Raw genomic sequence first — 26,552 nt, 5'->3', positions numbered from 1 at the left:
CGATCTCCAACCATTCCGTTCCGCTCCTATCGATGAAGGAGCTTATCTCACGGCCCCCATCACAAAAGAAAAGGTGGGCTGTTCGTCGCGCTCACAGACATTCGAGCGGGCCGGTGTTCCGATCAGCCGCGGCGCTCTCGCTCACTGGGTGATCGGCTCAAGCGAGAAGCATCTGCACCGCATCTATGATGCCCTGAAACTGCGGTTGCGATCGCAGCCTCTCATTCATGGCGATGAGACGACGGTCCAAGTCCTCAAGGAAAAGGACAAGGAAGCCACCAGCACGTCGTACATGTGGGCCTATCGCAGCAGCGAGGATAGTGACGAGCCGATCGTGCTTCTCGACTACCAGCCCGGCCGCGGTCAGATCCACCCGCAGACCTTCCTTGGTGACTACCAAGGCATACTCGTCACTGATGGCTATACAGCCTGGCGCACATTGAATGGCGCAACCCATGTCGGATGCATGGCGCATTCCCGGCGGCGCTTCGTCGAGGCCCTCAAAACCAGGAAGAATGGAGGCGGACCGCCGGAACAGGCGCTCCGGTTCTTCGAGCAGCTCTACCGCATCGAAAAGCAGGCAAGAGACAAAACCCCAGATGCCGGGGAGACGACGGCTGACTGCATTCGCCGTTTCCGCCAACAGCACAGCCTGCCTGTTCTGAATGCTCTAAAGGTGTGGCTCGACAATATCGCGCCAAAGGTCGTGCCGGATACAAAGCTCGGCGAAGCCGTGTCCTACACCCTGAACCAATGGGATTACCTGACGCGTTACACCAGCGACGGCACGATGCCGATCGATAACAACATCTTGGAACGCGAGATCAGAGTTTTTGCCACCGGAAGAAAATCGTGGCTGTTCAGCGATACCGCTGACGGAGCCAGGGCCAGCGCCGTGATCTACAGTCTCATGCTGACTTGCCGCGCCTGCGGCGTCGACCCGCTCGCCTGGCTGCGCCACGTGCTCACAGAGTTGCCGCAGCGGGGCGAAGCGGCCGAAATCGGCGACCTGCTGCCGTTCAACTTCTCCAAGACTACTGCGGCCGGATAGAGCCGGATCTCGCTACCAATGCGCGCACGTTCATCGGTCTTGCCGTCGTCAATGCGCATCGAAAATCGCGCTTACTAACAAGCGACCGGGCAAACTTAAAAACGAAATATTGCAAAGAGCGAGGCCGCTGGTGCGTGACCTTGTCATCGTTTCCGACAAATATTCTAGTTGGACGCCAATTGCGTCATTACTAGAATGTTCGCGCACGTTTGCAACAAACCCCGAGCATATGCCAAACACTGCGACCACGGCATCGTTGCTGGTAGCCGCTGCGGCAGGCCACATGAACGACAATATGGGTTGGGTGTTATGCTTCCACAAGAATGGATTTGTTGTGCCATTGCAGTTTAGCGAGGTGTTGCTCTATAGGTCCAAAGGAATATGAGGATACCTGAGTTGAACACCGACTTTCATTCCGGACTGAAGCTACGCGCCCACCTTCCGAGTGTCACTTTCCTGTCGCTGATCTTAATTTGTCTCCTGTTTCCGGACTTTGGACGGGTTTATGACGTAGTTCGCGGGTGGGCGGACCAATCGCTCTATATGAGAATTTTGGATGATGTGGATGCGGGGCGAACGGGAGAGGCGCTAAAATACCAGTATATGGGGCCCACCTATATTGCGTTCGTCCAGGCGATCAAGAACTTGGTTGGTTTGGATTCTGTTGGCGCATTAGTGATTCTTAACAAGCTATCCATCGTGCTGGGGATAACTTTTCCAGTGTTCGTTCTGGGTATTCTAAAGCGATCCTCGCGAATGCAGGTCGCAGGTACATTCATCCTCTTTCTGACTTTCGTTTTTTCCACACCATTCCTCTATGCCTCTACGGTCCCGTGGTCGCACTTCCTACTCGGTGCATTGGGTTCAACATTCCTGGTAGCTCTTAGTTTCAGGCTTAGCATACTTTGTGCGTTTATATTGGGCGCGCTGCTAGGGCTTATCGCCACTGTCAGAATGTTCGAGTTGTACAGTATTGGAATCATGATCGCGCTATACTTTGCGATTTGGCTTGCCACTCATACAAGAGAGTTGTTGGCCCCAAAGGTCGGACTACTACTCGGCGCAGCTGTAATCGGATTTGGGCTTGCCTATGTCAGCCATTCGCTTGAACTGGGCGAATTGAGCGTGTTCCGACAGTATTCTGCGGATGGAACTGGTGGAGGAATGTCTCACGAAGCATTCGGCGGTTCGGTGCTTCGACTGCAGGATATACCTGTAAAACTGGTCCAGTTCTTTATCGATCCTTGCTACTATTCTTATTGCGAAGCCGTTGATTATAAAAAGTCAACTATGCTTGTATCGGCTGAGGACATTGGCTTTAGCAACTGGAGGCTTCCGTTTATTCTTCAGATCCCGTTTTATGCGGCAGCGCTTATTGCCGGACTCGGGCTCCTTGGACGGCGGCCAAGTCTCGCCAAGCATGTCTTTACTGACCCAGTGTTGCTAATTGGCCTAGGGGTAGCAGTCGGCGTGCCCGTCGGCTACGCAGCCTATATCATGGGCGGAAGCTTTCAGTTGCAGTTCGGCTTTATGCGGGAAATGTTCTTCCCGACATTGGCGCTACTCGTATGCCTACTACACCTGTTGGCGCGAGATTATCTCTCGACAAGGGAGAAGACTGCCTTGGTCGCGGCTGTAGCATTTATATCGATAATCGGGCTTCAGGTGCTTCCGTATTTTTTCGGGTTCCCGCGTCTAACAGATCAACACATCGCCTCTCTGAACACCAAAGAAAACTGCAGCGGAGCAGATTGCTCCATTGCGGTCGAATATTTCAATCCATTGGGGAGGCAGATCAACATACCTTTTGATCGCTTGGCTTATGTCCAAATCGGCTGCGCATATGGCAGTACAGTGGAGAGCGACATCGTCGATCTATCTTCGTTCAGGTTCCCGAAGTTCAACTGCCAAAGCGGAAGCTTGGTATCGGCGATGTCGACAACTGCCGGTACAGCGCGATTGGTGAAAGACTATCGAGCCGGGGGAGTTGCGGTAAAAGATGTTCGCATTCCGATTGATGGAACTGTCAAATTTCAAATAGACGGGATAGATCCACTGGCGATGTATAGCCGCGGATGGTCGACCCTGGAACCTCAGGGCATCTGGTCGACGGCCGAGAATGCTACGGTTGGCCTCATCAATAGAGAGGAGATAGACCAATCCGCCGTGTTTCTGCGAATAAATTACACGCCCTTTCTTCCTCGCGAAAGCGATACAAGCGAATTTGAGATAACAGTCAATGATAGACTGTTGGCTTCTCGTAAACTTCGCGGACCAGCATCACCTCGGTCGGACAAAATCGAGGTCCCCTCTGAACTTATCCGGAACGGAGTAATAGACATCAAGTTCCATGTCTCACCGCTTCTATCGCCATCCGAATTCGGAGCCGCCGATACCAGAAAGCTTGGTATTATGCTAGAAAGTATCAAGCTGCAAAAAACGTCTGATGAATGAAGCCAGTGGTGTCCATTATTTTAGTTAAATCGCTCGATCGCGATCGTCGGTGCTAACCTATTGATCTATTCAAAACCAGTAGATCGCACCCGTCGAAGTGATCGACTTTATACTCCTGAGAGAGTTCCGCCGTCAGAGATATCGGCATTCGCCAGCCTAGCCTGAGCTTTAGGACGCTCGGAGGGTAGCGATATAAGTAATACCCGTCGCCGACTGAGGGAAGTTGTGTTTAACAACATCCCATCCCAATCCGTCGAGAAGGTCCAGCAAATAGTTCTCGCGAAAACACAATTCCAGCCATCCGTATTTGCGTATGCAATAGACTGCTTGGCCGCCCGGATTGATTCCCCATGGGTACGGGAGGGCGTTATTTATTGCTTCTCCTGCGAGAACCAGTTTCCCCCCGACTTTCAAAACTGCTGGGATGCTCTTCAGTAGACGCACATGATCGGCGCAGTGATGGAAGGATTCAAAGAACAGCACGGCGTCGAATTTTTCGTCCAAAGTCTCAATGTCAAAGAAAGTCCCTTGTTTTGGGCGGATCGGGACGTTGAGCATTTTCGCCTGGAGATTGACCATGTCGACGAATTTTTTCTCAATATCGATTCCTGAGACGTCATAGCCCATTCGCGCCAATTGGAGCGAGGTATTGCCCCAGCCGAATCCCATTTCAAGGATCCTGGAACCTGATGCTAACTTCATTGACTGGATCACATGTCCAATCGCCATCAACTGTTCGCCAACGACATGCGGATCTCTGGTCGCGTAGGGAAATGGGACCGAGGCAAGATCCTGGTTAAGGAAGGTGGAAGCCTCGTTCTTGGTGGCGTAGTCTTGGTTCGCTATTGATCGGTATGTCTCCATAACCCAGTCCATGTAGACGTGGGATGATGGATCGGCACTAATTGCTGGAAGATCGACCCAAAATGAATTGGTTTCTTTGAGGTCATTGAACGTGTCCGACTGCGCCAATTCATCGATGCGGTTCATCTCGGCGTCAAGTTCAGATAGCTGGATTTTCCTGCCGGGGTAAGGCGCTTGTAGAGCGATGTATTCCGGCGATTTCATGATCGATGCTCGAAAATCCGCCTCTGTCAGATGGGCTGCAAGGTGCGCCTGCACGTCCGCTTCATCCGCCGGCTTCCGTCGCAATAATTCTTGGTAAGATGCCAGCAGTTCTTCACGAGTGAAGGTCTTTTTGGCTGTTTTGGCTCTTATCCGTGCGAACATTTAGCGGCTAAATCCCTTCGGCTTCCAGCTCCAAGACTTCTGTCGAAGCCATACACGATCTCGACTTCCATCACAATCCGGAGACCACTATCTCTGACTGATCCAATCAAGCTCCGCCGCTCGACGCCTCGTCACATCTTCACTTCGTGACTGCTTAAGATCGCTTCTTTTACAAATAAACGCCCAAAACCAACCGCTCACGATGCTTGGGGAAGCAGCTAAAAACGGTACTGGGCCTTGGCGAAAAGGAGACCACGGAAACGTTAGGGCTTCACTCGACAAACCACTGAAGCGTTTTTATTTTCATAAAATACTTACCGGAGGGAGCCCTTATTCTTTCACTCCGTAAGCAGAGCGTAGATTGCGTATTACCAATTCGCACAAAGCAACAATCGCGTCTCCAAGTATCGTCACTAAGCGATGCCCCAGCGCGATGACTGTGGCTGACGACACAGGGTGCCCCGCAAGATTTAGGCCCATTATCATGACCGCCTCCCTCACACCCAGCCCTCCTGGAGCGCCTGGCACCACGAACCCGATCAGCCACGCGGCTGCTCCGATACCCATCAGGTCCCAAACGTCGAGCGAAATGGAACCGGTGCTGTAAGCCAAAGTGAGAAGGATGAGCCCGTTTCCGGCAAAAAAAAGAGCGTAAAGAAAAAAGGCTTCGATGGCGACCACCGTTGCGCGGAGACCGACATCCATTGCCTTAAGGCGTAACGTGAAGAAAATGATGATGGCCGCAACAAGCAAGGCTATACCAGTCGATGCAGTCGCGAATTGAGTAGAATCTATACCGAATCGAGCAAGCGCCTTGCTCATTACCGGAGCGGAGAAGGTCGCAGCGACCGTACCTGCCGCGGATGCGATGATCGCCACTTCCCCGACTTGAGCAAATGCCAATGCCGCATTCGAGGCGCCTGCCTTCTTTGCAGCGGCGAAACGTCCGACCATATGCAAGATATTGCTGGGAAAATATTTGTAGATCTGGGTTCTGCCGAAAATCGCAAGTGCTTGTCCGATTCCCAACGGAACATCACCCGCTGCGGCCAGCAATCGATACCATGCCAGCCCGACCAGTTGCAGAGCAACTGCATATAGTATCGCGCAGACCGCAACCGCCACTAAGAAGTCAGGCGATGCGACCTGCCCGCGAAGATCCCTTAACGAATGGTAAAGAGCGTTTCCAACAAATACAAGCGCTCCCATGCCGGTCAACAGACCGGCAGCACGAAGCGCCCGGCCTCCACCGGGCCACCAGGAATTTACGGCCGTCTTCAGACTATTCACAACGACAAAGAACCATCGTCCAAGGAAGCGGCCTTCGCACCTCTACGACATTCATTGTTTTCTCAAGTAGCTTGATGAAGCTGCTGGATGACCAATGCTGAATGTGCCCCGGCGTATTTCCGAATGCTTTAAAGTATTTACCGCGCGCCAGATTCAGAACGCGCCAGATTGGCTCTCGGGGAACACTGATAATAAGATAAGGCTTAGCTAGCGACCGCAAGACGGACAAAGCACGTTCAGTTTCCGGAACATGCTCCAGAACCTCGCAACATACGACAAGCTCAGTCGACGCCTGCTCGGGCGTCAGATCGAATAAAGACCGCACGTCAAATTTCGCTTCAATTCCGCGTTCCGCGCATTGCGCGTTCGCCTCATCGACACTCACCCTCTCGAGATCGCTGCCCCGCACATCCCAGCCACGATCGTGAAGCCGCAGCGAAAGATTGCCCTCACCGCAGCCAACCTCATATGCACGGCGCGTGCCGGCGATTTCGGTGAGCTCGTCAAAACTCTGCAAAAAACCATTCATGAGATAGCGGGCAATCGGATTCCTCGTATGATATTTGTCGTAGTAGTTGCCCGGAATGTTCTTGTAGACTACTGACGCCTCAGTCATCACTTTAACCCGCCGTTTTCATTTGATTTGGTGTTATTGCCACATCTTTGTTGACGTTTCGAAATACTACCCCAGAATCGCGCGGATCGAGCTCTTTCTGGAGCTGTCTCACTCTGATTTCCTCAAGCAGTATCCGATTCACGGAGATTAGCTCGGCCAGAAAGCCACTCATCAAAAAGATACCTGACAAAGCAAGTAACGCGCCGGAGAGAACGAGCGACTGAACGTTCCCCTCACCAATCCCAATCATGTAGTGGTAAAAAAAACGTCCGATCATCAGCAAACCGGGCGCAGCTGTAACGGCCGAGCATAGAGCAAAGAAGCGCATCGGGCAGTAGACGATAAATATCCGTATAACCGTTACGATTGAGCGCCAGACATAACTAGAAATGCTTTTCACGAGCCTTGAGGGCCGCAAATAGCCATTCACTCTGATGGGCACCGACATGATCGGAATGTCCTTGCGACCAGCCTGAATGATCGTCTCAAGCGTGTAAGTATAGGGGCTGAACACATTCAGCCTGATCGCAGCATCCCGATGGATGGCCCGAAATCCGCTAGGCGCGTCGGCTATCACCGTGTCGCTCGCGACTTTGACAACCCAACTTCCGAATAGTTGGAGAAATTTCTTAATCGGAGAGAAATGTTCAATTTCAGTGATCGGACGCGCGCCAATCACAATCTGAGCCTTGCGCTCCACGATGGGGCGCACCAAATCGGGAATGCAAGAAGCGTCGTACTGATTGTCGGCATCGGTATTGACGATGACATCAGCGCCGAGCTTGAGGGCAGCTTCCAACCCCGCCATGAAGGCACGCGCGAGACCATGGTTATGCGGAAGTGACACAATGTGGTCGACGCCATGAGCTCTTGCTATCTCCACGGTGCGATCTGTTGATCCGTCATCAATTATGAGCCACTCGACAACGTCAAAGCCCGGCACAGATCGTGGAAGGTCCCCGAGAGTAATTGGAAGGGTCTCCTCCTCGTTCAGACACGGAATTTGAATAATCAGCTTAGGCATAGTCTCTCTCTTTTAAGATCGTCTCGCAGACAAGACCGAACAGACTGCTACTGGCGAACAACTTCGGCTACGGCAATTTGAAACCGATCGCAACCTTTCGTTTGGGTTCTTGAACAGGATAGCTAGCGCTTACATGTCAGCTGCAGCATTTTCGCAGTATTAGGCCGCAGTCCAGATTGCATTCGGCGGCGGCAAGATCACTTTGCAGGCAACACCTCATAGAGATCTGCGTAGGAACGGCACATCCGCTCCGCGGTAAAGTACTTTTCGTAGCGCGCACGTGCATTGATTCCGAAAGCGCGAGCCCTTGCTTCATCCGTATGAAGCAGCAGCATCGCCTCGCTCAGCGAGTTCGCATCATTCGCGTTGACGACGAGACCAGTTTTCTCATTCTGGTTCACAAAGGTCGTGCCGGTTCCAATCTCGCAGCTGACCATCGGCTTTCTGAACATAGCCGCTTCAACCAACGACAAACCAAACGCTTCCGAACGCAAGTGGGAGGGAAAGACGAAGCCTCTGCTGAGCTCGAGAAGCGCGGATTTGTCTGCATCCTGCAATGCCCCAAGAAAATGGACGTTTTCCAGGCTGCGCTCCCTGGCATAGGCCCTCAACTGCGCCTCCATAGGCCCCTCCCCAATAAGCACGATATCAAGCTTAGTCTGCCTTGCCGCCTCCAAGAGTATGTGGACACCCTTGTAGTAGCGTAAAACGCCCACAAAGAGGAAAAACGGTTGTGGAAATCGCTCTCGCCAACGTGCCTTCACGGTCTCCGACGCGCGTGGATAGTCTCGCTCGTCAAGTCCAAGCGGGATGACTGTCGTCTTGGCTTTATGGTGTTGCAGTACTTCGCTGGTCGCCACATAGTTCGGAGACGTGGCCACAATCCTGTCAACACTTGCCAGAAAGTGATGCATAAGCGGTTTATAGAGTTGCAGTAGCACCCGCTGCTTCACGATATCTGAATGATAGGTCACGACCGTCGGCTTTTTTAGCCGCGAGGTGAGGTGAACAATGTCCATAACCGGCCACGGAAAGTGATAGTGCACAATGTCAGCCTTTTCGCTGAGTTCTCTAAATTTTCCGAAGACCTCACGCGAAAAGCCTGTTGAAGCGAATTCAAAGTCAAGCTTGGCCTTGTAAGCCGAGTGCCCGTCAAACTCTCGACTGTTCTGCTGCGGCGTCTTGCTCAGCGAGAGCACGTCCGATTGAATGCCGTACTCGGCAGTTCCTTTGGCGATTGCATGTATCGTCCGCTCGACCCCGCCAAAAGAATCAGGCCAGTAGGTCTTGAAGAAATGTAAAACCCGCATCTCACTCCAATGCCGGGTCATGTAGGTCGCCGGTCTTCGCTCTGCCCAGATCTTTCCATGTCAAAGCAGCCGTCAGCTTGCTAGCCTCCCCGGGGCATAGGAGGCATGAGATGGCTGCGGTCGGAGCCCCATATAAACAAAGACATGGAAAATAGTAGCCCCCGATGCAAGCACAAGAAATGATCTTAAACAGGTAAGGTTGCCAAAGTCCGGCATCTATTGCGCGCATGAATGGCCAATCGCTACCTACGCGGACCTAACCCAGTCTCAGAAAATTCCAGGCTCTGCTAAACCAAGCTCGGTCAGCGCAGAGAATTTTATTGTTTCCAGAATCGCAACGTTTAATTAGCGTGTCTGGCATTCGAGGTTTGAAACAGTCATGGCAATTCAGCAGTTCTTTAGTCAGTTCTGGGCGAAAAAAGACTCACGCACGCTCCCATCGTTCGTCTGCAAGGCGGAACATTTCGATAGTAGCTGGTATCGGCGATGGGCATTGCGCATCGCGAATGGCGACCCCGATCTTTACCGTTTTGGTGATGATTTTGCCAAGACGTTCGCCAAAGTATGGGAGGCGATGCAATTTGAGGGAAAATCTCCTCGCTATCGCCACCGCAAGATGTGGGAATGGTGTGCTATTGCTCAGGTTCTCGATGAGCGAGGGCAACTCCAACCAGGTAAGCGTGGTTGCGGATTTGCCGTTGGGTATGAGCCGTTAGCATCCTTATTTGCTACAACCGGGGCTGAAATTTTAGCCACCGATCTACAGCCTGCGCACACAGATATGTGGGCGGCAACAGGACAACAGGTGGCATCGGTCGATCAAATCTTTTGGCCTAATCTAATCGACCTTGATAGCTTTAGAAGTAAGGTACGCTTTCAGTCGGTTGACATGCGTGATCTATCCGTGCTCCCCGAGCGCAGCTTTGACTTCGTTTGGAGTTCATGTTCGTTGGAGCACTTAGGTTCTCTGGAAGCCGGCTTGACGTTTGTAGAACGGGCGACGGACTTGTTGAAGCCCGGAGGCGTCGCGGTCCACACCACAGAATTTAATGTATCTTCGCGGGAAAACACAATTGAAGCTGGGGACAACGTTCTCTACAGAGAGACTGACTTGCGTCAATTGGAGAGGCGCTTGCGCAATCGGTGCGCGACCTTGCACGAGCTGAAATTCGACGTCGGCCACGCAGAATTTGACCGAGACTATGACAGGCCACCTTACTACTCCAGCGGGCGTCACCATGTGAAATTGGATATTGGTGGGTTCGTGTCAACCTCAATACTGCTGGTGATAAGCCGGCAATCCTAATTTAGGAGCAGCGGCGCTTGCTTGATGCCACGTTGGATCCTGAGCCAACGCGGTGAATTATCGTTAGAATTGGGGACGCCTTCTTAGTTGAAGTGAGGCTTCGAGCCCGGATACTGGTGTACTGTTATCACCCACGAGGGCGCCGGACGCGACTATTTATTGAACATCGAGAGGTCTGACTTTCGATATCTATTGACGAGTAGCATGATCATTGCGCCATGTACCTTGAAGGGGTTCTGATCAGTTTTGATCAATGGTTCCGCTTGTCGTGGTTTAGTTCAATCGGTGACTCAATCGGTGACTGAGACGCTGATGCGCGCCGAGCGACCACCTCATTGACGCCAGGCTACTCCTCGGTCGAACGAGCAAGTTCGCTTCGAATGATCGAGTAATATAGCCGGAGAGTTGGAATGGCAGTCTCCAGTCTGTCGAAGACGGGATCGAGGGGCGTTAACGTTCTATCATATTTCCCCAGGAGAAATGCAGCGTGCATTTCGAGATCTTCCGGTCGGGCGCTTTCGATGATTGTAAAGACAGGCGACGGTACCGTTCTGCCCTTTACGACAATACGGTCAAGCTCGACCACAGTGTAACGCCCGTGGACAAGCCGCGCGGTCTCCTCCCCGAGCAGAATAGCCACCCCGTAGTTCTTCGATGCTCCTTCAAGCCGTGAGGCGAGATTGACCGAGTCGCCGAGACACGAATAATCGAAGCGCCGGTTCGACCCCATGTTGCCGACGACACATTCACCCGTGTTGATGCCAACGCCCATCTTCAGCACATGCAGAGGTGCGCCGCTTGCTTTGGCTTCTGATTCAAGCTCCTTGTTAAGCTTTCCAATAGCGGTCTGCATTGCAAGCGATGCTTGAACAGCATGGAGCGCGTGCTTGGGGTCATCGAGCGGAGCGTTCCAAAATGCCATGATGCAGTCGCCCATGTATTTGTCGATCGTACCTCCGTGATCCATGACGATATCGGAGAGCGGCGTCAGCAGTCGGTTGATCAAGCCCGTCAGCCTTTCCGGATCGTCCTTCATCGTTTCGGCAATCGTCGTGAAGCCACGGACGTCGGAGAAGAGGACCGACAGCGTTCGTCTTTCTCCGCCGAGCTTCAGTTGCGACGGATCGTCAGAGAGCTTTTTGACGAGATCGGGCGAAATGTACTGCGAAAACGCTCGGGTAATGCGTTGCTTGTTCCTGCGCTCCTCCGCAAAATCGAAAGCCGCTTGTCCGAAGGCGACGGACACAAAAGCGACGGTCGGCCCTAACGGAGATACGAAAAAATGGTCGAAGCGTAGACCCGCATAGGAGAGCAGCGCGAATGCGCAGATCGCGACGACAGTTGCTAATAGTGTCAGCCAACCGGTGGATTTCCAAACAGTTGCTGCAGCCAGCGCGGCCGCAAGCAGGACGAAGCCGACAAAAGGCACGCCGCCCGTGCGGGTGATAGACATCCGCTGGCGAAGATTATCATAGATCGTTGCCTGGATTTCGACGCCAGCGGTAAGCTTGCCCGTATGCATGGTGTACGGTGTGGCAAAGGCGTCAGCGCCCCCCTTGTCTATCTCCGGCGCATTCTGGAGGCTGAGACCGACCAGGACAATGCGATCCTTGAAAGTGCCCTCAGGAAGGAAGTTCTTCGGGTCGAGGGCCTGATAGTAGGAGACGGTTGGATAGCTACGCGCCGGGCCGAATGTCTGGATCATTGAGTTCGACGGGATCGTGTCAACATCATTGCCGGCAGCCCGCAGAAGCGTGACGGCAAAGCCGTCTTCGTAAGGGGGAATCGTCCGGAAGACGCCGTCCCCACCAAGCTCGATCGAGGCTATGCCCGTGCGAGCACCGGCTGCCGTCAGTTGAGGCAGTGGGGTCGCTCTCACCAGCTGATCGGCTTGCGGGGTCTGGATGAGCGTCTCGTCGCCGGCAAGTATCACATCCGGGCCCACTGCAGCAGTGATCGCCGCATCGTTTTCGACTGACGAGGGCTCCGCCATGATGATATCGAGGCCGATCACCTTTGCGCCGGCTGCTCGTAGTTGTCGGATCAATTCGGCATGCAGGCTGCGCGGCCAAGGCCACTGCGCATTGATTGCCGCAAGGGAAGGCTCGTCGATCGCGACAATGACCGGCCCATCCTCCGGCGGCGGCAGGTCGTCGACCGTCGACAAATAGTCGAAGGACTTCAGCTCCAGCAGCGGCCACGCCGGCAGGCGCGAAAGCAGGGAGATTCCGATGAGGGTCACCAGAATGAGGACAAGCAGTCGTAGGCTCCGGCTGCTGAATGGCCAGCCGAGAGATTCTCTAGATTGACCAGGGGTCGGGGCCTTGTTCATCAGAATCGAACTTTGAAAGTGCCCTTTACGGCACGACCCCAGCCAGGAACGCCCGGGGTTATTTCAAAATCCTCGTCGAGCAGGTTGAACGCTGCCACTTCAAGAGCAAAACGCTTGTCGAACGGTTCCCAAATCATGTTGGCATCAAGCGTCCAAAAGTCATCAAGCTCTGTCCCGATGTCGTCGCCGTCTCGTTTGCCGATATAATTGGCGGCGATTGTCGCTTTCACCTTTGCTTCATTGACCCAAGTGAGCGCGACTTGGCCTGAGTTGCGCGGGATGAACGGAAGTGCCCCGCCAAAGTTGGCGCTTGTTTCATCCTTGTTTTCCGATTCCATGCGGGCGTATGTTGCTGAAAGACCGAACCCATTCCCCAGCGCAAAATTTGCCGTGATGCTTGCCCGATCAATGCTCCCCCTGTCCAGGGGTAGGCTATCAATCGCGGGCAGCGCCGTCAGCGGCAGCCCGATCGTCAGATCATGCAATTCCTGGTGCTGATAGCTCATGGACGTGAAGAACTTATCGGTCCATTGGGAATCCCATTGCAAGGCCACGGTATCGACATAGCCATCGATCCCGACGGCAATCTGATTTGGCTGCAGTCCGACAATGCCGATCGGGGCAAGTGTCGGTACGCCTGTTTCGACGCTCTGGCGCATGAACGCAGCGCGCAGCCACTGATTCTCGACCGGAGCCCAAGCGACACCCAATCGTGGCTCCAGACGACTGACGTCAACACCATCTCCATCCAGCCGCGTGGCATGCAGGGCATATTCTGCCGTCAGGTTTGGCGTAATCTCGTGCAGCAGGTCTACGTAAGCACGGGTCAGATTTGTTCGACTGGACGCTTCGTTCGGGCCGTCCGTGATATCGGGCACAAACACCGGGACCAGCTCGTAAAGCTCGTTGAAGGTGCTGCTGTGAGTATCAATCCATCCTGCCTCGATACCGTATCGCCAAGTCAGGCCGTCGTCCGCGCCCAGGCTGTGGCTGACGGCGGCAACGTAACTCTTGGAGGACAGGCTTTGCCGCGTTTGTCCAAACGGCAGCAGGTCTGGAGTGGTGGCCCCGAATATCGGTGATTGATCGAATTCGAAGTCACTCGTGCTCTCCGAGTTCACGTCTGAATAAAGAAGCGCCGCGTTCACGATATTTCGGTAGCCGAAGGTGTGGCTCCAGCCTATGCCGCTGTTGAGGTTATCCAGACTGTTGTGCTGACTGCGATAGAGCGGCAATTCCGGCGGTGCTAGCGGCACCCCGAAGAGAGGGATGAAGAGCTCGGCGTTAAGCCGGATCGAAGGCGATGGATCGAGCGTCAACGAATTCAGGTCAAAATCGCTGCGGGTCCGGTTGACGAACGCGACCACCCGATCCTCTGGCGTGAGAGTGGCCGTGAGGTATCCGTTGGCGTTCAGCAGTTTGGTCTCGGTCGAAAAACTGCCAGAGTTGGGATAGCTTCCCTCAGCGGGTATTTCCTCCCACTCGAAATTGCCGAGGAAGCTGATCGGTATCGTCTGGTTGGCAAAGCCCTGGACCTCGGCCTCACCAATGCGTCCCGTGTGACCGCCGACGCTATTTACGCCGCCGCCAACAGAGCCTTCAATAAACGGTGTGCGCAGCAACGTGGCCGATCTCGACCGGCCTGACAACATGTGCGGGTCGAGCAGCAGTCCTTGAAAAAGCGACGAAAAGCTCGTTGCATTGCTCGTGTTTTCGATCACGCTGTCGCCGAAGGTGATTGCATTCTTGAACGGATTAATACTGCCCTTAAGCGCCTGATCCACAAAGCCGCTGCCTTCGAACGGATCAAAAACCGCATCGCCATAATATCGCCCCCAGGCATCGAGCCCCTGCAGACGAAAGGCGTTGTTGAGCGTAGAGCCGGCATCCTGGTTGGCACCGAGTGCACTGAAATCTCCCCCGCGAGCGCGTGCCCGCCTTAAAAACTCCTGGGCGTTTGCGATCGCTCCATCAGCGTCGTAGTCATCAATGGCAACTGCGGTTCGAAATGCCGAGATGACGGGATCGTTCTTGTCCAGTCGATCGGCATTCTCGACAGCCTGATTGGAAGGATCCCGATCGCCTCGTTCATAATGGCCTGCCGCCAGCATGAGCTGCGCTTGCGAATAGCCCGGATTGGCCGTCGATGCGGCGAGAAGGTCCTCGATCGCCTTGTCCCGTTCGCCCGATTGGAGATAGTAACGTCCACGGGCAAGAAGGGCGACGTCAAAGGCTGGATCGGCGGCCAATGCCAGGTCGATCTCGCGTCTTGCTTCCTTCATGCGTGATTGATCAAGATAAAGGATGGCAAGATTGGCGTGGCTGATCGGATCGTCCGGATCGAGTTCAATCGCCTTCTTGAGGGCAGCCTCCGCCTCACGGCTCGCCCCCCGGGCATCCTGAAGCAGACCGAGATCGTTCCATGCCATCGACGAGCCCGGCGCCACTTTGATGGCGTTGTTCAGGTCTTCAAGTGCGCCGTCGAGGTTTCCCTCGAAGTCGGCGCGCACGCGAGCACGGGCCTGCAACCCATCAGGATCCGTGGGATCGATCGAAAGCGAACGCTCGATCGCCTCGCGCATCTGGACCTGGTCGTTGATCAAGATGGCAAGCTGTGCGCGCAGAGCCGGCAGCGACGAATCGCTCGGATAACGCGCTTCCGCCTCTTTCATGATTTTGATGGCGGCGGGAATGTCCTCGAGGAAGCCGGCGGTATAGGCCTTCATCACCGCTGCGTAGGGACCGATAATGGTCGCTGGCGGCTTCTCCACATGATCGGGATCGCGTAGCGAGCGCGAATAGTAGCCTCCATAGGCGGCAATGCTGCGGCGCGCAGGATCGAGTGCCGGCTCAGCCCGCGAAAACAGTTTTGCCGCATCGTCGTAGCGTTTTTCTGCGCCCGCGATCAGGGCTTCGATCAGATCGGCGCGGGCGCGTTGGCTGGCTGAGAGCTTGAGTGCCCGAGCTCTCGCCAACGACTTGAGCGCTTGCTGACGCCCATCGAACGACATCTGCACTTCGGCAAGTGTCAGCCAGTCCTCTGACGTTCTTGCTTCCGGTGCCTTGGCTTCGATGCGGCTGCGTTCGGATCGCATTTTTTGCATCGGCAGCGGCGAAGCGGGCATGAACGTAAAGCCGCTGCGCAGTGTCAGATAAAACAGCATCTGCTGGCGATCGTCAGGGGCAACGATGACCAGCTTGCGCGGTGCCTGCCCAATCGTCGCGACCGCCCCTTCCCCCTGTGCGACCTCGACACTGCCATGCTCGTTCTTGAGCTCGACCCGCCCCTCGAGCACAATCAGCGAGGTCTGGTCGCCCTTGACCGTCAGCGTCCAGTCGGTCCCGCGAATGGCGGCGGCTGCTGCCGGCGTCTCCACTGTCAGTCCCTGACCGCCGCGCTGCGCGCGTGCCCACATCGTGCCGGATTGCAGATTGAGAACCGTCTCGCCATCGGCAGCCATCTGTTTCACCTGCAGCGCGGAATTGCGGCCCAGGCGAACCTGCGTGTGGTCTGCAAACAAGATCGCCAGCTGACCATTGGCATTGGTGCGAAGCACGTCGCCGCCAAGCAGGTCTTGATGCAGGGCGACGTTCTGCCAGCTGGAAAGATCGATGAAGCGGACTTCTTCGCCCGCCTTGCGGTCAATGACCGAGCCTGCAGCCCGCGCAGTGCGCCGAAGAGGCTCCGCCACGGCCGGCTGCGCCAGGCACAACGCGGCCACCACGATCGCCGTGCCCCCGCACGCGTATCTCGCAAATCTACCCCTCATATCGCAAGGATTTGTCTACCTATACTTGAAAAGTCAAGTGGACATCAGAAGGCAGACTTGCTTTGCATGGCAGGTGTAATATCAAGGAAACACTTTGGCACGGGGGTGCGGCGTGAGTGATTTTGAGAATTCCTCGGATTATTTGTTCAGCGTACCTTCGACTGAAGATGTGGGGTCGGAATATCTTGACCACATCAAGAAGATAAACGACATATTTTACGACCAAATCAAACTTTCTGATCAGAAGGCCGCCTATATCTTTACTTTTATGCTCGCCTTTTTAGTAACGTCCAGCGAGGGACGTGAGGTCTTTACCTGGGGTCGCTATGCCCAAGGCTCGCCACAGGGCATACTTCTCTCTGGCGCTTTGGCACTGGCGTCAATCGTTTCTATCCTCTCAGCGATTCTGGTGGTTCTGCCGCGTCACGTGAACTCCTCGACCTCCCTGTTCTGGGGAGCTTGGCCCAAGCATCGTGGTCATTTTCGCGAGGCGGCAACGAAACGCGATAAGGGCTATCTGTTCGAGCAGTATGTCGAGAATGCGGATATCCTTTCGACCATAGCGCGTGGAAAATACCGCTGCGTGAGCTACGCGTTCCGGGCATTGATGGTCACTGTGATCGCCTACATCCTTCTGCTGGTCAGCACTTAGTCGCCGAAAGCAATCGCGACTGGATCGCAACCGGCAAACAAACCGGCGTGCCGTTGGTTGCCGCCCGCGACAGGGTCACCCCCGTCGGCTTATTTCTCTTCGGCAGCGCCGACAGCCCCCGGAAGTCGCCCTCGCCCCGTTCGGTGATCCGACACACTGGTCGCGCTTGAATTCTTTGTTGCTCACGCAACCGCCTGCGCACCAGTGATCTCGACCAGCGATCCGCACATAAAAGCCGCCTCATCTGAGGCCAGAAATGCGACCAGCGCAGCGACTTCCTCAGGCTTGCCAATACGGCCGAATGGTACCAGCTTGTCGAGATCCGCTATCGTCTTCCCGGAACGTCTCACTCCCGCCTCCAACATCGGTGTGTGAATTTCGCCTGGACAGACAGCGTTCACGCGGACCTTGTCGGGCGCGTAGTCACGAGCCAGGTTCTGGGTGAATGCTGCAACCGCAGCCTTGGTCGTGTTGTAGGCGATGTGGTTCGGCGCCGGATAGAGCCCCCATTGCGAGGCTGTGTTGACGATCGCGCCGCCGCCTGCCGCAATCATGTGAGGAAGTGCTGCGCGGCACAGATGGAACATCGAATCCAGATTGACCGTGAAGCTTAAGTCCCAATCCTCGTCGGAGAGTGACAGCAAGTTTCCACGCCGATTGATGCCGGCGTTGTTCACGAGAACGTCCAGCCGGCCTTTCAGTTCGAACGCCCTCGCCACGAGCCCGAAACATTCCTCCTTTTTCGAGATGTCCGCCGCGATCGTCGTGGCGCCGCCCCCGTCAACCTCGATGCTGCTTGCGACCTGCGCGGCAGCCTTGGCGTTTACGTCGGTGACGACGACGAATGCGCCCTCCGATGCCAGCCGACGCGCAATTGCCGAACCGATCCCGCCACCAGCACCGGTAACAATGGCGACGTTGCCTTCAAACCGTCTCATGGAAACTTCCTTCCCTTTATCGAATGTAGCTTCCGCCGTTGACATCCAATGTCGCCCCATTGAGCGACGTCTGGCTCGGGCGCAAAACAAAGGCGACCAGTTCGGCGACCTCGGACGGTGATGCCATCTCGCCGATCGGGATATCGGCGACGGCCTGAGCCTTCCCGTGGGTCGCGATGAAATCCTCCGCCATCTCCGTCCTTACCCAACCGGGAGCGATCGCAACCGCCACCACACCGTCAGCACCGAAGCTTCGGGCTATCGATTTTGTCAGGTTGAGGAGGGCCGCCTTCGTAGCACCGTAAGGCATGGCGTCCGCCGCATATCCGCGCTGTCCGGCGCGGCTCGCCAAATTGACGATGCGGCCGCCGCCATTTGCCCTGAAGTGGCGGATCGCCTCCTTGGAAAGATCTGCCGCGGCGAAGAAATTGATCTGGAACTCCCTCTGCCAGGCGGACCGCCATTCTTCCGCCGATGCGTCGATCAAGATCTCTGTGCGGATTCCCGCGTTATTGACGAGCCCGTGAACACGTCCGACCGCCTCGACAGCCTTCCGCCAGAGCTCAAACGAGCCTTCTGGCGCGGATAGGTCGGCCTCAATAAGCCAGCCGTGTCCCCCGATCCTGGCCAACAGTGCCTCGGCTCCATGTCGGTCTCGCCCAAAGTGAATGATCGGTCGAGCGCCTTCCATGGCGAGGCGCTCGACGATCGCCGCCCCGATACCGCCTGTTGCCCCGGTGACTAGGATGACCTGTCCTTCAAGCGGCTTGGTCATGCCTCGCTCCTCCCTTCAATAGACCGACCTGCGGTCCCCATGTATCAGAGAGCGCGAAGCCGCCGGAGAAGGGATCGTCTTCTGCAAGCCTCAGCTTCGAGCGTCCGTAAACGTAAGCGCGTCCAGTGATACGGGGAAGGATTGCCTTCCGACCGCCGATCTCCGTCTCGCCGATCGCCTCGGCAAGGAATTCCCCGCCGATAATGGAACGCGAGGTCTGCGTATCGCCGACCGCAACAAGGCCTCGTGCGTAGAGCGTTGCCAGATGAGCGGAACTGCCGGTGCCGCAAGGCGAACGGTCGACGCGACCGGGTTGCAGGGTGGTGCACGTCCGGACAGTACCGCCCTGCTCCTGGTCGCGGAACATGACATAGGCGATCTCGTCGACGCCCGGCAGCGTCGGATGCGCCACCTTTACTTGCTCGGCGAGATGGCGCTTCAGCTCGATGCCCGCCTCTGCAAGCTCGCGAGCATTCGCCGGCTCGATGGTCAGGCCGACCTCGGCCACATCAACGAGCGCGTAGTACACACCCCCGAAAGCGATATCGACCTTGATCCGACCCCATGCCGGCGTGTCGATCTCGTGATCGAGGAGTTCCGCGAAGCTTGGCACGTTGTCGAGACTGACGCTTACGCAGCGGCCGTTGTTACACCGGGCTCGAGCGATGATCAGGCCCGCTGGCGTATCCAGTCGGACCGTCGTCTCCGGCTCCTGCATCGGCACGCGGCCGCTTTCAAGGAGCGCTGTCACGACGCAGATGCAGTTGCTGCCCGACATCGGGTGCGCGCGGTCGGCCTGAAGGACGATGAACCCGGCATCGGCATCGGGACGCGTCGGCGCGACAAGCAGGTTTACCGACATGGCAACGTTGGCGCGCGGTTCAAAAGTGACGAACCGACGCAGACTGTCATCGACCGTGTTGATGTGGTTCATCTTATCGAGCATGGTCGCACCGGGGATTTCCGGAGCGCCACTGACCAGGACATGCCCGAGTTCACCCTGGCAATGGACGAGCAGCAGTTCGAGGGATCGATCAAAGCGCATCCTGCGGCCCCCTATTTGATGTACCAGCCCCAGGGCTTGTCGGTGACGTATTTCGTGATCTGTTTGGTTTCGAGATAGTTCTCCAGACCCCAACGGCCGAGTTCGCGGCCGATCCCGGATTCCTTATACCCACCCCAAGGTGCCTCGGTGAACGTCGGTTGCGAGCAGTTGATCCAGACGATGCCCGCCCTGAAGGCGGCGGCAACGCGTTCGGCGCGGGCATCATCCTTCGACATGACCGCAGCGGCGAGACCGAAACGCGAGTCATTCGCGAGTTCGATGGCCTCCTCCTCGGTCTTGAAAGGCCGGATGCAGACGACGGGGCCGAAGATCTCCTCGACCCAGGCGTCGCTGTCGAGGGGAACGTCGGTCAGCACCGTCGGCCGCAGGTAGTAGCCCTTGTCGAACCCTTCCGGTCGTGTTCCGCCGCACGCGATCGTCGCACCGGCAAGCCGGGCGCCTTCGATCGCGCCAACAACCTGCTCATACTGGCGCTTCGAGACGAGCGGTCCGAGAAGAACGCCCTCGTTGAGACCATTGCCAATCGTGATCTTGTTTGTTTCCTCGACAAGACGTGCCAGGAGGCGGTCGTAGATGGTGTTCTGGACAAGTACGCGGGAGGTTGCAGAACAGACCTGACCCTGGTTCCAGAAGATGCCGAACATGATCCATTCGACAGCATCGTCGATATCGGCATCTTCAAACACCACGAATGGCGACTTGCCGCCAAGCTCAAGGCTGACGCGTTTGATGTCGCGGGCGGCCGCAGCCATGATCTTTGAGCCCACCGGACCGGATCCCGTGAACGCCAACTTGTCGACCCCTTTGTGGTCGATGATCGCCTGACCAGCAACGGAACCTGCGCCCGTGAGGATGTTCAAGACACCTGCAGGAAGCCCCGCCTCATCGGCGATGGCCGCAAGCTCAAGCGCGGTGAGCGACGTCAGCTCGGCGGGCTTGAGCACGACCGTGCATCCGGCGGCAAGGGCCGGCGCCACCTTCCAGGCCGCCATCAAAAGGGGATAGTTCCATGGAATGATAGCGCCCGCCACGCCGATCGGCTCCTTGACCGCTTTCGAGGTGAAGCGATCATCGGCGAGAGTGATCGGCTCTTCCGGGTTGTTGTCGCGCTGCTCGGCCAGACTTGCGTAGAAGTCGAAGCATCCGGCAGCGTCAGCGACGTCCCAGTCGGCCTCCGGCAAGGGCTTGCCGTTGTCGAGGACCTCGAGACGGGCAATCTCCGCCTGCCGGGAACGGATACCATCTGCGATCGCGCGCAGGTACTTGGCCCGCTCAGCGCCCGTAAGCTTCGGCCATCCGTCCTTGTCGAAGGCCCGTCGCGCCGCCTTGACGGCGATGTCGACGTCCTCGGCGGTTGCGGCGCCAATCACCTGAATGACCTCTTCGGTCGCAGGGTTGATGACGTCGCAGGTGCCACCCTTCACCGGCCTCGTCCACTTGCCATCGATGTACAGTTCGTTTCGCATATCGTTCCCTCTTTTGTAGCCACGCGGCCGGTTCTAGAACCGGTCGACGCGATAGGGTTTCATGTCCACGGGCGGCTCGACGCCCGTGATGAGGTCGGCCATCAAGCGGCCGGTGGTTGCCGCGTAGGTGAGACCAAGATGCCCGTGGCCCGTTGCGTACCAGACATTCTTGCGCTTGGCCGACGGTCCCATGACGGGAACGGTGTCCGGCAGAGCCGGGCGATGTCCCATCCACTCCGTCGTCTGGCGGGCTTGCAGTTCTGGAAGAGCTTCCTTGGCCCGTTTTACCAATACCCTTGCACGCCTAAAATCGGGCGGTGCATCGAGGCCGGCCATTTCGACGGTACCGCCGACCCGGATACCGCCCGCGGTCGGCGTCACCATGAAGGCGCGCGCCGGCCAGATAATCGAGTGCCGCATTGAAATGCCGGGATCCATGATCTGCGTGTGGTAGCCGCGCTCTGTTTCAAGCGGGATGTTTTCTTTAAGAAGCGCAGAGAGCCGTCCTGTAAACGCGCCCGCGGCAAGCACGATTTCTTTGACGGGAATTCTTCGCCCGTCGGCCAGCCGCAGTGCCGCGACACCAGGGTCGCTATGGTCAAATGCAACGACTTCGCCCTCCTCGATCAGGCCGCCGAGCAACCGGAATTTCTCGGCAAGGGCGACAACGAGCCTGTAAGGATCAGCAACCGACCGGTTGTCGGGAAACAGCACTGCCTTGCCGATCTTCTTGGTCACCGCCGGCTCAAGCTCGCGGATGGCATTTTTGCCAAGAACGTCATGGCGAAAGCCGAAGCGTTCCAGGATTTCGATGTGCTCCCGATCCGCGCGAAATTCCGCGTCGTCCGCATAAAGGCTGAGGCAACCCTCAGCGCTCAGCATGTGTCGCAGTCCCGTCTCTTTGAGAAGAGCGTCAAGGTCTTCGTGAACCCGCCGGCACAGTACCGCGCCCGAAGCCTCAAGCTCACGAAGCTTCGAGGGACGACTTGCCGCCAGGAAACGCAGGAACCAGGGGACGAGCTTCGGCATGTAGCCCGGCCGCACACGCACCGGTCCTTCCGGATCGAGCATCCACTTCGGCATCTGCGCCCAGATGCCCGGCCGAGAGGCAGGCATGAATTCGGTGACGGCAATGCTCGCCATGTTGCCGAAGGAGGCGCCAGATCCTGGCGCACTCCTGTCAAGCAAGGTGACCTGCTTGCCGCGACGCTGCAGTTCGTAAGCGATTGCCACGCCGATGATGCCGGCTCCGACGACCACGGTAGATGCCACGACGACCTCATAGAATTTGGAATATGGAGCAGCCAAACCGCTCCAAGCTCTTACCAGTTGAGGATCGGCTGCATTGCAGCCTTGAACTCGGCCTTTTCCTCAGCGGTCAGCTCACCGAGCGGCGCACGGCAGCTGCCGACCGACGATCCCTGTAGCTCGCAGCCATATTTGACCTTCTGCACGAACTTGCCGCTTTCGAGGATGTTCATTGCACGATAGAGCACAATCATCTTTTCGCGCGCCTTGGCGAAGTCGCCTGAACGGAAGGTCCGGTCCAGATCGACGCATGCCTTCGCCATGCAGTTTGCCGGTCCGCAGATCCAAGCATCCGCGCCCCAGAACATAAAGTCGAGCGCGATGTCGTCCGATCCCGAAATGAGGTCGATGCGGCCGTCGTAGCGAGCGTGGATGTCGATCGCGCGCTGCAGTGATCCAGAGCTTTCCTTGATGCCGAGGACGCGGGGATCGTCAGCGAGCGCGTCCAGAATATCGAAGCCGATCTCGAGGCCGTCCTTGTAGGGGTAGCTGTAAAGGACGAGATTGACGTTGGTCTCGTTAAGCACTTTCTGGAAATGCGCCAGAAGCTCTTCCTGCGTCGGGCGGGTGTAAAACGGCGTTGCGAGCAGCACGGTGTCGTAGCCGATCTCCTTGGCTCGAAGCGTGTTCTCGATGACCTCCCGGGTTGCCGGAGCGTTGGTTCCGGCGATAAGGGCCTCACCTTCATTGGCGAAATCCTTGACGAACGTCAGGACCTCGTCGCGCTCAGCGTTCGAGAGCGCGGGGTATTCGCCCGTCGATCCCATCGGCACCCATCCGGTCACGCCTGCGGCGCGCAGCGCCGTCAGATGTTTCTCGAAGGCCTTGAAGTCGACCTTGCCGTTCGCGTCGAATGGGGTGATCAGCGCAGGCATGACGCCGGACAATTTCATGTTCATGGGTTTCTCCTGTTCGTTCGAATGGGTACGACTAGATGGCGAGTTTCTTGAGGATGCGGCCCTCGACGAGCGAGACTGCCCTCGTCAGCGGGAACGCGATGACGAAATAGATCAGGGCAACGACTGTCAGGACCTCGACCGGCCGCGCCGTGTTGTTCGAAATGTTCTGGCCTACGAACATCAGGTCAGCCATGCCGACGGCCGAGACCAGAGCGCTCTCCTTGAAGAGACTGACGCAGTTCGACAAAAGCGTCGGGATTGCACGCAGCACCGCCTGCGGCAGCACCACGTTGACGACCTGGACCTTGCGCGACAGCCCCAGAGCAACGCAGGCATCCATCTGCTCGTGCCCGATCGACTTAAGGCTGGCGCGAAACGTCTCGCTGGTTATTGCACCCATGTAGAGCGTCAGAGCGATAACGCCTGATGCAAGGTTCGAGAGTTCAACGCCGAGGATCAGCGGCAGGCAGAAGAATATCCAGAAGAGCTGGATAAGGACGGGCGTGCCGCGAAAGAACTCGACATAGACTCCCGAGATTGCCCGCAGCGCCATGCTGCGAGACGTTCTGGCGAGACCGACGAGGAAGCCGAGGGAGCATCCGAGCACGATGCAGATCACGGTCAGCTTGACGGTGGTCCAAAGGCCGAGCAGAAGCGCATGCTCGAAGCGCAGAAGGATCGAAAAGTCGAGTGCCATCCTTGGCCTCCTAACTGGCGAGAAGTTGCCGGCGGCGTTCAAGGAGGCCGACGATCTGCGTTATCGGGAATGACACGGCAAAATAGATGAGAGCCACGACCGTGAACGTCTCGATGGGACGATAGGTTTCGGTGGCAAGCGTTTTGCCCTGGTACATCAGATCCTGGATCGCGACGATCGCCACCAGCGCGCTCTGCTGGAAGATGACGATGCCGTTCGTCAAGAGAACGGGTATCGAGGCCCGGAACGCGGTCGGAAAGACGATGTAGAGGATACGCTGCAGAGGCGAGAGGCCGAGTGCAATCCCGGCATCGAGCTGCTCGCGCGGAACGGCCTGGATCGCGGCGCGATAAGCCTCTGCATTGAAGGCCATGAGGTTCAAGCCGAGGGCTAAGACGCCCATCGTGATCGGGTCGAGGAAGACGCCGAAGATCATCGGCACGCAGTAGAAGATCCAGACGACCTGGACGATCGCCGGCGTGCAGCGGAAGAACTCTACGAACAGCATGAAGGGAAGCCGGATCATCCGATAAGGGCTCATGAGGAAAAGGGCCAGCACAAAACCGAGGACGACGCCGATGACATTGGCCGCTGCGGTCAACTCGAGGGAAACCCAGAGCCCCTGAAGCAATGGGGCGATCGAGACCGCGTTGAAGTCGAACGTATAGTTCACAACCGCCTCCTATTGCTTGATGTGGAAGACGCGGTCGATGAAATCCTTGGTGCGCTCCTCCTTTGGCGAGCCCAGCACCTGCTCCGGCGGGCCGTCCTCGACGACCACGCCGCCTGCACAGAAGATCACGCGTGAGGCGATGTTCTTGGCGAACCACATGTCGTGAGTGACGATCATCATCGGCATGTCCTGGGACGCCAGTTGAAGGATAACCTGTTCGACTTCACTGACCAGTTCGGGGTCGAGGGCCGACGTGACTTCGTCGAAGAGCATTAGCTTTGGGTCGAGCATCAGGGCACGAGCGATCGCGACGCGCTGCTTCTGCCCTCCCGAAAGCTGGGCCGGATAGGCTTTCGCCTTGGCCGCAAGTCCAAAGCGTTCGAGGAGCGTTTGTGCGCGCGCCACAGCTTTCGCCTTGGGCTCCTTGCGGACCTTGCAGGGTGCAAGGACGAGGTTCTGCGTGACGTTCAGATGCGGAAACAGTGTGTAGTGCTGAAAGACCATGCCGATCGATCGGCGGACATTGGTGTCGATCACGGTCTTCTTGCCAACGCCTTGCGATGAAATGTAGGCCTTCCCGTCGAAGCTGATCGACCCGCTGTCGATCTTCTCCAGCCCCATCATGACCCGTAGCAACGTGCTTTTGCCGCCGCCGCTAGGGCCGATGACGACGACCCGCTCGCCTGGCTTCATTTCGATGTCGATGCCTTTCAGCACCTGGATTGCTCCATCACCATAGCTTTTGTGGAGCGCCTGCATTTTCACGAGGGGAAGGCTGAAAGACATGGTCATGGCCGATCTCGGTTCGTCTGAAAAGCGAGGGGTGGCGTCGGCGCTCAGCCGCCGACGCCCGACGGGATCAATTCGAACCCTTGAGGACCTGATCGACGGCCTTGCGGATCAACTCGTCCACGTGACCGGTCGCGACCTTCTCTTCGAGGAAGATGTTGACGACTTCGACGTCGGCGGCAGACAGACCGTGCGGCAGACCGAACGACACGCCCTGCTTGGCAAGTGCCGGCGTCGGGTTCAAGGCGACGGCCCAGTCGGGATTGGCTTGCGTGAGAAGCTGGTTGGTATCGGAGGCGTCGACCAATATGTCAGCGCGCTTGGAGGTCAGGGCGAGACGCGTTTCGTCGTTGCCGGGCAGACGCATGACGGTGGCATTCTTCACGACTGCCGAGATCGCCTTGTCCTGGGCCGTGCCGGACATGACCGCGATCGTCACGCCGGCCTTGTCGATGTCGGCAACAGATGCGGCACCCTCCGGAATCTTCGGGTTGATTTTATTGTAGACAAGAGAGATCTGGTATTCCATCGCCGGGATCGAGAACTGGACGGCCATGGCGCGCGCAGGCGTGCGGTTGAGAGCAAGTGAGACATCCCATTTCCCGGCCTGAAGGCCTGCCACGATGTTGTCCCAGGTCGTGTCGACGAATTCCGGCTTCACTTTGAGGACGTCGGCGAACTCGCGGCAAAGGTCTGCATAGAAACCGGAATAGTCGCCGGTTGCCGGGTCACGCATGATGTAGGGCGGAGCAACTGCCGCGCCGCATTTCAAAACGCCCGCCTTCTGAACGCCCTGCCAGTATCCCTCGGCAGTCTGGGCATGAGCCGCTGTGATTGACAGGCCACCCATAAGGGCGAGCGCAGGCAGCGTCCGCAAGGCGGACGTTATCATCTTCGTAAGCATCG

21 protein-coding genes are annotated in these 26,552 nt (G+C 56.8%); 4 read left to right on the top strand and 17 right to left on the bottom strand.

The window, feature by feature from the left end:
- The coding region (locus FHT71_RS08180) for an IS66 family transposase (RefSeq protein ID WP_246717974.1) at positions 1-1,051 on the top strand (1,051 nt) is incomplete at its 5' end.
- Positions 1,052-1,447: 396 nt separating this feature from the next.
- On the top strand, positions 1,448-3,505 hold the full coding sequence (locus FHT71_RS08175; RefSeq protein WP_183719420.1) for a hypothetical protein: 2,058 nt from the start codon (positions 1,448-1,450) through the stop codon (positions 3,503-3,505).
- A 168-nt stretch (positions 3,506-3,673) separates the two neighbouring features.
- Here FHT71_RS08175 and FHT71_RS08170 read toward each other — a convergent pair whose 3' ends face one another.
- The 5 genes from FHT71_RS08170 to FHT71_RS08150 all read right to left on the bottom strand — a co-directional run bounded on the left by FHT71_RS08170 (position 3,674) and on the right by FHT71_RS08150 (position 8,975).
- Entirely contained in the window at positions 3,674-4,735 is a 1,062-nt protein-coding gene (locus FHT71_RS08170; protein ID WP_183719418.1) for a class I SAM-dependent methyltransferase, read from the bottom strand.
- Between the two features lie 330 nt (positions 4,736-5,065).
- Positions 5,066-5,944 carry a hypothetical protein gene (locus FHT71_RS08165; RefSeq protein WP_210294099.1) on the bottom strand — a complete coding sequence of 293 codons (879 nt, stop codon included), beginning with the start codon at positions 5,942-5,944 and terminating at the stop codon, positions 5,066-5,068.
- A gap of 73 nt (positions 5,945-6,017) precedes the next feature.
- Positions 6,018-6,641 (bottom strand): methyltransferase domain-containing protein, encoded by a 624-nt coding sequence (locus tag FHT71_RS08160; protein WP_183719414.1) that lies wholly within the window; start codon positions 6,639-6,641, stop codon positions 6,018-6,020.
- A gap of 4 nt (positions 6,642-6,645) precedes the next feature.
- Positions 6,646-7,665 (bottom strand): glycosyltransferase family 2 protein, encoded by a 1,020-nt coding sequence (locus FHT71_RS08155; protein WP_183719412.1) that lies wholly within the window; start codon positions 7,663-7,665, stop codon positions 6,646-6,648.
- A gap of 197 nt (positions 7,666-7,862) precedes the next feature.
- On the bottom strand, positions 7,863-8,975 hold the full coding sequence (locus FHT71_RS08150) for a glycosyltransferase family 4 protein (RefSeq protein ID WP_183719430.1): 1,113 nt from the start codon (positions 8,973-8,975) through the stop codon (positions 7,863-7,865).
- A gap of 379 nt (positions 8,976-9,354) precedes the next feature.
- Here FHT71_RS08150 and FHT71_RS08145 point away from each other — a divergent pair, with 379 nt between their 5' ends.
- A complete protein-coding gene (locus tag FHT71_RS08145; RefSeq protein WP_183719410.1) occupies positions 9,355-10,281 on the top strand; it encodes a class I SAM-dependent methyltransferase in 927 nt (308 codons plus the stop codon).
- 346 nt (positions 10,282-10,627) lie between these two features.
- Here FHT71_RS08145 and FHT71_RS08140 read toward each other — a convergent pair whose 3' ends face one another.
- Together FHT71_RS08140 and FHT71_RS08135 are read right to left on the bottom strand one after the other, a co-directional pair.
- A complete protein-coding gene (locus tag FHT71_RS08140; RefSeq protein WP_183719408.1) occupies positions 10,628-12,613 on the bottom strand; it encodes an adenylate/guanylate cyclase domain-containing protein in 1,986 nt (661 codons plus the stop codon).
- Entirely contained in the window at positions 12,613-16,383 is a 3,771-nt protein-coding gene (locus tag FHT71_RS08135; RefSeq protein WP_183719407.1) for a FecR domain-containing protein, read from the bottom strand. The genes FHT71_RS08140 and FHT71_RS08135 overlap by 1 nt, the downstream gene beginning before the upstream one ends.
- Positions 16,384-16,495: 112 nt before the next feature.
- Here FHT71_RS08135 and FHT71_RS08130 point away from each other — a divergent pair, with 112 nt between their 5' ends.
- On the top strand, positions 16,496-17,035 hold the full coding sequence (locus FHT71_RS08130; RefSeq protein WP_132594790.1) for a Pycsar system effector family protein: 540 nt from the start codon (positions 16,496-16,498) through the stop codon (positions 17,033-17,035).
- Positions 17,036-17,217: 182 nt separating this feature from the next.
- Here the strand turns inward: FHT71_RS08130 and FHT71_RS08125 are convergent, their stop codons facing one another.
- The 10 genes from FHT71_RS08125 to FHT71_RS08080 all read right to left on the bottom strand — a co-directional run bounded on the left by FHT71_RS08125 (position 17,218) and on the right by FHT71_RS08080 (position 26,550).
- Positions 17,218-17,973 carry an SDR family NAD(P)-dependent oxidoreductase gene (locus FHT71_RS08125; RefSeq protein WP_183719405.1) on the bottom strand — a complete coding sequence of 252 codons (756 nt, stop codon included), beginning with the start codon at positions 17,971-17,973 and terminating at the stop codon, positions 17,218-17,220.
- Between the two features lie 16 nt (positions 17,974-17,989).
- Complete coding sequence (locus FHT71_RS08120) at positions 17,990-18,748, bottom strand: SDR family oxidoreductase (protein WP_183719403.1); 759 nt, start codon at positions 18,746-18,748, stop codon at positions 17,990-17,992.
- Positions 18,732-19,793, bottom strand: a complete 1,062-nt coding sequence (locus FHT71_RS08115) for a proline racemase family protein (RefSeq protein WP_183719401.1) — start codon at positions 19,791-19,793, stop codon at positions 18,732-18,734. Before FHT71_RS08115 ends, FHT71_RS08120 begins: the two co-directional genes overlap by 17 nt.
- 11 nt (positions 19,794-19,804) lie before the next feature.
- Positions 19,805-21,280, bottom strand: a complete 1,476-nt coding sequence (locus tag FHT71_RS08110) for an aldehyde dehydrogenase family protein (protein WP_183719399.1) — start codon at positions 21,278-21,280, stop codon at positions 19,805-19,807.
- A gap of 33 nt (positions 21,281-21,313) precedes the next feature.
- On the bottom strand, positions 21,314-22,552 hold the full coding sequence (locus FHT71_RS08105) for an FAD-binding oxidoreductase (RefSeq protein ID WP_183719397.1): 1,239 nt from the start codon (positions 22,550-22,552) through the stop codon (positions 21,314-21,316).
- A 50-nt stretch (positions 22,553-22,602) separates the two neighbouring features.
- On the bottom strand, positions 22,603-23,481 hold the full coding sequence (gene dapA / locus FHT71_RS08100) for a 4-hydroxy-tetrahydrodipicolinate synthase (protein WP_183719428.1): 879 nt from the start codon (positions 23,479-23,481) through the stop codon (positions 22,603-22,605).
- A gap of 37 nt (positions 23,482-23,518) precedes the next feature.
- Positions 23,519-24,184 carry an amino acid ABC transporter permease gene (locus FHT71_RS08095; protein ID WP_183719395.1) on the bottom strand — a complete coding sequence of 222 codons (666 nt, stop codon included), beginning with the start codon at positions 24,182-24,184 and terminating at the stop codon, positions 23,519-23,521.
- A 10-nt stretch (positions 24,185-24,194) separates the two neighbouring features.
- Positions 24,195-24,857, bottom strand: a complete 663-nt coding sequence (locus FHT71_RS08090; RefSeq protein ID WP_132594776.1) for an amino acid ABC transporter permease — start codon at positions 24,855-24,857, stop codon at positions 24,195-24,197.
- A 9-nt stretch (positions 24,858-24,866) separates the two neighbouring features.
- The gene (locus FHT71_RS08085; RefSeq protein WP_132594774.1) at positions 24,867-25,649 is read right to left on the bottom strand and encodes an amino acid ABC transporter ATP-binding protein; all 783 of its coding nucleotides are present in this window, start codon (positions 25,647-25,649) and stop codon (positions 24,867-24,869) included.
- A 67-nt stretch (positions 25,650-25,716) separates the two neighbouring features.
- Positions 25,717-26,550: a transporter substrate-binding domain-containing protein gene (locus tag FHT71_RS08080; RefSeq protein WP_183719394.1), complete on the bottom strand. Its 834-nt coding sequence runs from the start codon at positions 26,548-26,550 to the stop codon at positions 25,717-25,719.
- Positions 26,551-26,552 lie beyond the last annotated feature (2 nt).

Source organism: Rhizobium sp. BK060 (assembly GCF_014193145.1).
In the GTDB taxonomy this organism is placed as follows: Bacteria; Pseudomonadota; Alphaproteobacteria; order Rhizobiales; family Rhizobiaceae; genus Rhizobium.
Note: the sequence above shows the minus strand (reverse complement) of the source record. Positions and strands in the feature narration are given on the sequence as shown.

Coding starts and splice junctions, on each gene's coding strand:
- FHT71_RS08170 (WP_183719418.1), bottom strand. CDS start 4,735: ATGTTCGCACGGATAAGAGCCAAAACAGCCAAAAAGACCTTCACTCGT.
- FHT71_RS08165 (WP_210294099.1), bottom strand. CDS start 5,944: ATGGGAGCGCTTGTATTTGTTGGAAACGCTCTTTACCATTCGTTAAGG.
- FHT71_RS08160 (WP_183719414.1), bottom strand. CDS start 6,641: ATGACTGAGGCGTCAGTAGTCTACAAGAACATTCCGGGCAACTACTAC.
- FHT71_RS08155 (WP_183719412.1), bottom strand. CDS start 7,665: ATGCCTAAGCTGATTATTCAAATTCCGTGTCTGAACGAGGAGGAGACC.
- FHT71_RS08150 (WP_183719430.1), bottom strand. CDS start 8,975: ATGCGGGTTTTACATTTCTTCAAGACCTACTGGCCTGATTCTTTTGGC.
- FHT71_RS08145 (WP_183719410.1), top strand. CDS start 9,355: ATGGCAATTCAGCAGTTCTTTAGTCAGTTCTGGGCGAAAAAAGACTCA.
- FHT71_RS08140 (WP_183719408.1), bottom strand. CDS start 12,613: ATGAACAAGGCCCCGACCCCTGGTCAATCTAGAGAATCTCTCGGCTGG.
- FHT71_RS08135 (WP_183719407.1), bottom strand. CDS start 16,383: ATGAGGGGTAGATTTGCGAGATACGCGTGCGGGGGCACGGCGATCGTG.
- FHT71_RS08125 (WP_183719405.1), bottom strand. CDS start 17,973: ATGAGACGGTTTGAAGGCAACGTCGCCATTGTTACCGGTGCTGGTGGC.
- FHT71_RS08120 (WP_183719403.1), bottom strand. CDS start 18,748: ATGACCAAGCCGCTTGAAGGACAGGTCATCCTAGTCACCGGGGCAACA.
- FHT71_RS08115 (WP_183719401.1), bottom strand. CDS start 19,793: ATGCGCTTTGATCGATCCCTCGAACTGCTGCTCGTCCATTGCCAGGGT.
- FHT71_RS08110 (WP_183719399.1), bottom strand. CDS start 21,280: ATGCGAAACGAACTGTACATCGATGGCAAGTGGACGAGGCCGGTGAAG.
- dapA (WP_183719428.1), bottom strand. CDS start 23,481: ATGAAATTGTCCGGCGTCATGCCTGCGCTGATCACCCCATTCGACGCG.
- FHT71_RS08095 (WP_183719395.1), bottom strand. CDS start 24,184: ATGGCACTCGACTTTTCGATCCTTCTGCGCTTCGAGCATGCGCTTCTG.
- FHT71_RS08085 (WP_132594774.1), bottom strand. CDS start 25,649: ATGACCATGTCTTTCAGCCTTCCCCTCGTGAAAATGCAGGCGCTCCAC.
- FHT71_RS08080 (WP_183719394.1), bottom strand. CDS start 26,550: ATGCTTACGAAGATGATAACGTCCGCCTTGCGGACGCTGCCTGCGCTC.